Raw genomic sequence first — 6,270 nt, 5'->3', positions numbered from 1 at the left:
GGGGGCGGGAAGGGGTGTGCGGCCCCAGCCATCCGGCGTACGTTCAGTGCCATGCCAAATTGCCGCATCTGTGGTGGTGCCACCACCGAGTATGTCGACTTCGGCCGGCAGCCTCTCTCCGACGCCTTTGTGAAGCCGGACCAGGTCAACGACGAGTTCTTCTTCCGCCTCGCGGTCGCCATGTGCGAGTCCTGCACCATGGTGCAGCTGGTGGAGGAAGTGCCCCGGGACGCGATGTTCCACGAGGACTATCCGTACCAGTCCTCCGGTTCCTCGGTGATGCGCAAGCACTTCGAGCTTGTCGCGCGCCACTTCCTGGACACCGAACTCACCGACGACGACCCGTTTGTGGTGGAGGTCGGCTGCAACGACGGCATCATGCTGAAGGCCGTCAGCGAGGCCGGGGTGCGCCACCTGGGCGTCGAACCGTCCGGCGCCGTCGGCGAAATGGCTCGCTCCAAGGGCGTCAAGGTGCGCACCGCGTTCTTCGAGGAGGAGACCGCGCGGGAGGTCGCCGAGACCGAGGGCCGCGCCAACGTGATCTATGCGGCGAACACCATCTGCCACATCCCCTATCTGGACTCGATCCTCCGGGGCGCCGACGCGCTGCTGAAGCCGGGCGGCGTGTTCGTCTTCGAGGACCCCTACTTCGGGGAGATCGTCGAGCGGACCTCCTTCGACCAGGTCTACGACGAGCACTTCTACTTCTTCACCGCCCGCTCGGTGCGCGCCATGGCCCAGCGCTTCGGCTTCGACCTGGTCGACGTCAAGCGGCTGCCGGTGCACGGCGGCGAGGTGCGCTACACCCTCGCCCGGCAGGGCGAGCGCACCCCGACCGCCGCCGTGGCGGAGCTGCTGGCGCAGGAGGAGGAGCGCAAGCTGGCCGACCCGGCGACGATCGAGGCGTTCGGCGCGAGCACCCGCAAGATCCGCGACGACCTCGTGGCGCTGCTGGAGAAGCTCAAGGCCGAGGGCAAGCGGGTCGTCGCCTACGGCGCCACGGCCAAGAGCGCCACGGTCGCCAACTACTGCGGACTGGGCCCGGAGCTGGTGGAGTTCGTCTCCGACACCACGCCCGCCAAGCAGCACCGGCTCACCCCCGGCACGCACATCCCGGTGCGCCCGCCGGAGGCGTTCCGCGAGGACTACCCGGACTACGCGCTGCTGTTCGCGTGGAACCACGCCGAGGAGATCATGGCCAACGAGCGCGGCTTCCGCGAGGCCGGCGGCCAGTGGATCCTCTATGTGCCCGAGGTGTCCGTGGTCTGAGCGGCCGACGACGCGCTGGTGCCCGGGTGCGAGGACGCTCGCACCCGGGCACCGGCACGTACGCGCTCGGCCCGCAGCTCACCGGAGTTCGGCGATCACTTCGCCGAACGGCTCCATGGTGTGCTCCAGCACCGTCACATAGCTGATCCCGTACGCCTCCCGCAGCTCGTGCACCTGCTCGCCGACCTGCGCCGGCGTGCCGATGAACAGCGTGGGCGCCGCCAGCAGCTGCTCGGTGGTCAGGTCGGGTCCGTACCGGCGCACGCTCTCCGCTCCGGCCCGCCGGTCGCCCGTCAGCACCGTGGCCTTGGACAGCAGGTTGAACTCCAGGTCCGGCGCACGCTCCCCGGCCATCCGGCGGGCGTACCCGACGCGTTCGCGCATCTCCTCGGCGGTGGCGATCGTCATCCGGCCGTACTCCGCCTGGAAGCGGGCCCCGACGAAACTGACGATGTCGCACGTCCGGGCCGCCATCCGCAGCACGCGGTCGCCGTGCCCGCCGACGAGCAGCCCGGGGCGCCGCCGCCCGGCGAAGGCGTCGCGCACCTCCCGCAGCGCGGTGGCGAGCCGGTCCACGCGGGAGCCCGGGGTGCCGAACTCGATGCCGACGCTCTCAAACTCCTGCGCGACATAGCCGGTGCCGATCCCCGCCTCCAGCCGGCCGTCCAGGAAGTCGTCGAGCGTGCGCAGGTCGCGCGCGAGCAGCACCGGGTTGTGGAAGCAGGCGTTGAGGACGTAGGTGCCGATCCGGGGGCGCTCCGTCGCCTCCGCCGCCAGCTGCGCCGAGGGGAACGGCGAGGTCAGGTTCAGATGGTCGGACACCGAAATGACGTCGTAGCCAAGGTCCTCGGCGCGGCGGCACTTCGCGATCCATTCGGCGCGCGAAGCCGCCTCTGAGGTCAGCACGACACCAAAGCGGAACTCTTTCTTCTGCATCGTTCGCGGCTCTCTCCAGGAGGGCTGGGAATTGCTGCTCTGAATATTTGCGCATCCTACGCCACACGGCGTGCAGGGGGTAATGTAGACAGCATGTCGGCACGCGAGCTTCTTATTTCAGGTGTGTTCGAGTTCACACCCCAGGTTTTCACTGACGATCGCGGACAATTCACCTCGCCTTTCCAGGCCGCAGACTTCGCCGGGGTAGTGGGGCACGGGTTCTTCCCCCTCGCGCAGGCCAGCTGCAGCCGCTCCAGGAAGGGGGTCGTGCGCGGCGTCCACTACACCCGCACCCCGCCGGGCGTCGCCAAGTTCGTCTTCTGCCCGCAGGGCCGGGCGCTGGACATCGTGGTGGACCTGCGCGTGGGGTCCCCGACCTTCGGCCGCCACGACACCGTCGTGCTGGACCCGCGGGAGGCGCGGGCCGTGTACTTCCCCGTCGGGGTGGGGCACGCGTTCGTCGCGCTGGAGGACGACACCGCCATGCAGTACCTGCTCTCCCGCGAGTACGTGCCCGAGGACGAGCTGGCCGTCTCGGTGCTCGACCCCGCGCTCGCGCTGCCGCTCCCCGCGGACCTCGACCCCGTGCTCTCCGCGCGGGACACCGAGGCGATCGGCCTGGCGCAGGCCAGGGAACGCGGCCTGCTGCCGCTGTACGACGACGCCATTGCGGCGGAGAAGGCCATCGGACCCCTACCGGAATAGGGGGTCGGCGACTGGGGTTGTCGCCTCCGTCGCGCCGGGACTAGCGTGTGGGCCCTATCCACCAATGATCTCCACTGCGGGTGTGCCGGGTATGCCGGGCACAAGGGCCGCATTTTCGGGTGCACATTCCGGGGTGGACGCTGTGAGGAGCCCCCGTACATGGCGATATCTGCCGCAGCCCCGGAATCCATATCCTCCGGAGAATCCGGTTCTGCACATCTGCGTCTCGCGCATTCGGTGCTCTCCCCGGGTGCGCAATTCGCCGACGAGGCGTCCTTCCACCGCTGGTGGAAGGAGGTCGGGGACCGGGACCGCACCCGGGTGCGGCGCGTGGCCTTCGACGAGCTGGAGCGCTGGAGGCGCGACCCGGCGACGGGCGACCTGGGGCACGAGAGCGGCAAGTTCTTCACCGTGCACGGGCTGGACGTCCGGCTGCCCGGCGCGCCCGTGGAGCACTGGCAGCAGCCGATCATCAGCCAGCCGGAGGTCGGCATCCTGGGCCTGCTGGTCAAGGAGTTCGACGGCGTACTGCACTGCCTGATGCAGGCGAAGATCGAGCCCGGCAACGCCGCCGGCATGCAGCTCTCCCCCACCGTGCAGGCCACCCGCAGCAACTACACCCGGGTGCACGGCGGCAACCCGGTGCCCTATCTGGACTACTTCCGCGACGCGCCGCCGCACCAGGTCATCGCCGATGTGCGGCAGTCCGAGCAGGGGGCGTGGTTCGCGCGCAAGCGCAACCGCAACATGGTCGTCGAGGCGAGCGGGGACGTCGAGCTCGGGGACCGCTTCTGCTGGCTCACCCTCGGCCAGGTCTACCGGCTCCTCGCGGTCGAGGACCTGATCAACATGGACGCGCGCACCGTGCTGTCCTGTCTGCCGCTCGCCGGGCAGGGCCTGAGCGGGGCGCTGCCCGCACGTCACCGCTTCGCCGCGGCGCTGGCCGCCTCCTGCACACCGGACTCCGGCGCGCTGCACCCCACCGCAGAGGTTCTGAGCTGGATCACCGAGCAGCGCACCCGGCACGAGGTGCACACCGCGCGGGCCCCGCTGGACTCCCTGGCCGGCTGGCGCTACGACGCCGAGCGCGTCGCACACGAGAGCGGGCTGTTCTTCTCGGTGATCGGTGTGAACGTCCTGAGCGAGGGCCGCGAGGTGCGGCAGTGGTGCCAGCCGATGATCGAGCCGTCCCACCAGGGCCTCAACGCCTTCCTGGTGCGCGACTTCGGCGGGGTGCTGCACGCCCTGGTCCACGCCCGCGTCGAGCCCGGCTATCTGGACGTGGCGGAGCTGGCCCCCACGGTGCAGTGCACGGTGGAGAACTACACCCTGCTGCCGGACTCGGCCCGCCCCCCGTTCCTCGACGATGTGCTGGACGCCGCGCCCGAGCGCATCCGCTACGACACCGTCCTGTCCGAGGAGGGTGGCCGGTTCCACCAGGCGCGCAACCGCTATGTCGTGGTGGAGACCGAGCGCGACGCCGACCACCCCGACTACCGGTGGGTGGCCCTGCACCAGCTCACCGGGCTCCTGCGGCACAGCCACTATGTGAACGTCCAGGCGCGTACGCTCACCGCCTGCCTGCACAGCCTCACCGCGGCCGACGGCTCCGCCTTCGGAGCCGTCGGAGCCTTCTGAGCCGGGCCGCTCCAAAACCGCATGAACATGAAGGGGGCTCCCGCCGCCGCGGGAGCCCCCTCACTGCTCACTGTGGTGCCGCTGCGGCGCTACAGCGAGGTCACGACCTCGCGCACCGCGGTGATGACCTTCTCCTGCAGCTCGACCGGCAGCGAGGGGTACATCGGCAGCGAGAAGATCTCGTCGGCCAGCTTCTCGGTGACCGGCAGCGAGCCCTTCTCCCAGCCCAGGTGCGCGAACCCGGTCATGGTGTGCACCGGCCACGGGTAGCTGATGTTGAGCGAGATGTCGTAGCGCTCCTTGAGCGCCGCGAGAATGTCGTCCCTGCGCGGGTGGCGCACCACGTACACGTAGAAGACGTGCGTGTTGCCCTCGGCGTTCGCCGGCAGCAGCAGGCCGGTGTCCCCGAGGCCCTCCTCGTAGCGGCGCGCGACGTCCCGGCGGCCCGCCACATAGTCGTCCAGCCGGCGCAGCTTGCGCCGCAGGATCTCGGCGTGCACCTCGTCGAGCCGGCTGTTGTGGCCCGGCGTGTCGACGACGTAGTAGACCTTCTCCATGCCGTAGTAGCGCAGCCGCCGCAGGTTCGCGTTCACCTCGGGGTCGGAGGTGATCACCCCGCCGCCGTCGCCGTAGGCGCCGAGCACCTTGGTGGGGTAGAAGGAGAAGGCGGCGGCGTCGCCCATCGTGCCGGCGATGCGCCCGTGGTGGGTGGCGGCGTGCGACTGGGCGCAGTCCTCCAGGATCCGCAGCCCGTGCCGGTCGGCGAGCCGCCGCAGCGGCTCCATGTCGACGCATTGGCCGTACAGGTGCACCGGCAGCAGGCACTTCGTACGCGGCGTGATGGCGGCCTCGACCAGGTCGGTGTCCATGAGGAAGTCCTCCTCGCGGACATCGACGAACACCGGGGTCGCGCCCACCGAGTCGATCGCCACGACCGTCGGCGCCGCGGTGTTCGACACGGTGATGACCTCGTCGCCGCGGCCGACCCCGAGGGCCTCCAGACCCAGCGCGATGGCGTTGGTGCCGTTGTCGACGCCGACGCAGTGGTCGACGCCGTGGTAGGACGCGAACTCCTCCTCGAATTGACGGACGCTCTTGCCGAGGACGAGTTGACCGGATTCAAAAACGGTCTCGACCGCGTCGAGGATATCCTCGCGTTCACTGCGGTATTCGGGAAGGTAATCCCACACGAAAGTGGTCACGGACGCACCAGCCATTCGGGAACATGGACGATAGGGTGCCAGAACAGCATGCGCTCAGCGGCCCGACAACCCCTAGCCGGGGCGGTGTGGGGGAATGACAGGGGTCGCGGAATGACAGGGGTCGGGCCCCGTTCCTCCCGACCCCGTTCCTCCCGGCCGCTCAGCACTCCCAGGGCAGCCAGGCGGACAGCCGGAACCGGTTCCCGGACGGCCCGTAGTCCAGCCGGCCGCCGGTGAGATGGGCGCGCTCGCGCATCCCGATCAGGCCGAGGCCGCCGCCGGGGATCTGCGCGGCGAGCCGCCTGCTCACCGGCAGCCGGTTGCAGATCTCGATCTCCAGGCCGTCGTCCGGCGTCCCGCTCACCCGCATCTCCACCAGACAGGCGGGCGCGTGCGGCTCCATGTCGACGCATTGGCCGTACAGGTGCACCGGCAGCAGGCACTTCGTACGCGGCGTGATGGCGGCCTCGACCAGGTCGGTGTCCATGAGGAAGTCCTCCTCGCGGACATCGACGAACAC

5 protein-coding genes and 1 pseudogene are annotated in these 6,270 nt (G+C 69.8%); 3 read left to right on the top strand and 3 right to left on the bottom strand.

From position 1 onward, the window contains the following. The first annotated feature begins 51 nt into the window (after positions 1 to 51). Complete coding sequence (locus tag G5C65_RS29130; protein WP_165302032.1) at positions 52 to 1,269, top strand: class I SAM-dependent methyltransferase; 1,218 nt, start codon at positions 52 to 54, stop codon at positions 1,267 to 1,269. 78 nt (positions 1,270 to 1,347) lie between these two features. Here the strand turns inward: G5C65_RS29130 and G5C65_RS29125 are convergent, their stop codons facing one another. Continuing rightward, positions 1,348 to 2,205 (bottom strand): TIGR03621 family F420-dependent LLM class oxidoreductase, encoded by an 858-nt coding sequence (locus G5C65_RS29125; RefSeq protein WP_165302031.1) that lies wholly within the window; start codon positions 2,203 to 2,205, stop codon positions 1,348 to 1,350. A gap of 93 nt (positions 2,206 to 2,298) precedes the next feature. Here G5C65_RS29125 and G5C65_RS29120 point away from each other — a divergent pair, with 93 nt between their 5' ends. Then, complete coding sequence (locus tag G5C65_RS29120) at positions 2,299 to 2,910, top strand: dTDP-4-dehydrorhamnose 3,5-epimerase family protein (RefSeq protein ID WP_165302030.1); 612 nt, start codon at positions 2,299 to 2,301, stop codon at positions 2,908 to 2,910. A gap of 159 nt (positions 2,911 to 3,069) precedes the next feature. Further along, positions 3,070 to 4,548, top strand: a complete 1,479-nt coding sequence (locus G5C65_RS29115) for an NDP-hexose 2,3-dehydratase family protein (protein ID WP_165302029.1) — start codon at positions 3,070 to 3,072, stop codon at positions 4,546 to 4,548. Between the two features lie 89 nt (positions 4,549 to 4,637). Here the strand turns inward: G5C65_RS29115 and G5C65_RS29110 are convergent, their stop codons facing one another. Both G5C65_RS29110 and G5C65_RS29105 read right to left on the bottom strand, forming a co-directional pair. Then, positions 4,638 to 5,750: an aminotransferase class I/II-fold pyridoxal phosphate-dependent enzyme gene (locus G5C65_RS29110; protein ID WP_165302028.1), complete on the bottom strand. Its 1,113-nt coding sequence runs from the start codon at positions 5,748 to 5,750 to the stop codon at positions 4,638 to 4,640. Positions 5,751 to 6,144: 394 nt separating this feature from the next. Next, positions 6,145 to 6,270: pseudogene (locus tag G5C65_RS29105) on the bottom strand (DegT/DnrJ/EryC1/StrS family aminotransferase); the annotation flags it as partial.

This window comes from Streptomyces boncukensis (assembly GCF_011045075.1).
GTDB lineage: Bacteria > Actinomycetota > Actinomycetes > Streptomycetales > Streptomycetaceae > Streptomyces > Streptomyces boncukensis.
Note: the sequence above shows the minus strand (reverse complement) of the source record. Positions and strands in the feature narration are given on the sequence as shown.